We start from the raw sequence: 980 nt of genomic DNA, 5'->3' as shown, positions 1-980 counted from the left end.
GGGCAGCTTCCTGTTGGATGTTATTACCTGTTCTTCCTGAAACCCCTTCTAAACTTCCAGCATGGGGGTTAAACATGTTTAGGCTATTGGAATTAACCACCAAAGACATTCGACTATTTCCAAACTTATTTACTCTTCCATTTAAAGAATAAGCATCTTGAGTGCCCAAAGCCCCATTTACATCTCCAAAAACACTATTCCTAAACTGTGGCTTAGTAACCAAATTAATTACTTTTCTCCGCTCGGAATTGTTAAATCCAGTAAGATTTCCCTTATCGTTTGGTTTCTCATACACCTGCACACTTTTTACCATATGGGCGGGAATAGCTCCTAGGGCCTTTTGCATATCACTCCCAAAAAATGGTTTTCCATCCAGCAATATTTCCGAAATTTCTTCCCCAAAAGCAATTATTTTTCCCTCCACAAAAGATATCCCGGGTATCTTACTGATTAAATTTATGGAGTTAGCTTCAGGGTTGGTTTTAAAAGCAATGGCATTAAATTCAGTTGTATCCCGCCTTTGCCTACTCATTACCATTTTATGAGTAATTACCACTTCCTCTAGCTGTTCTTCATTTTCTTTGAGCTTTATTACACCCAAATCAATTTCTTCCTTTTTAGCCTTTAAGATTAAAGTTGTATCCTTAAATCCCAGAAATGAGACTGTCATTTTATAATTTCCCGAATCTAAATTAAGTTGAAATTTCCCTTCAAGGTTACTTACAGTCCCATTTTGTCGTAAAGAATCAGATGTATTAATAAAAAACAGAGTTGCTCCGGGCAATGGACTTTCATTCTCATTTGCAATCAAACCCTCAATAGAGATTTTCTGAGCATTTAAAAAAAGAGGGAAGAAGAAGGAAAAAAAATAAATACCTAGAAAAAGGTATTTTAAAAAGCTTCTCATTATGAAATAATTTCTGTCTTTATCCGGAAATTGAATATTCTTTGTCGGCCAACGACTACGCTTCAAATCTAGC

Annotated in this window: 1 protein-coding gene; it reads right to left on the bottom strand. The window is 35.7% G+C overall.

Annotated features, from left to right (window positions below):
- Window positions 1–907, bottom strand: a 907-nt coding sequence (locus E1171_RS00740) for a TonB-dependent receptor (RefSeq protein WP_187696134.1), incomplete at its 3' end; no start/stop codon positions are given.
- Between the last annotated feature and the right edge of the window lie 73 nt (window positions 908–980).

The organism is Xanthovirga aplysinae, assembly GCF_009711365.1.
GTDB lineage: Bacteria > Bacteroidota > Bacteroidia > Cytophagales > Cyclobacteriaceae > Xanthovirga > Xanthovirga aplysinae.
This window is presented reverse-complemented; position numbering and strand designations above follow the sequence as displayed.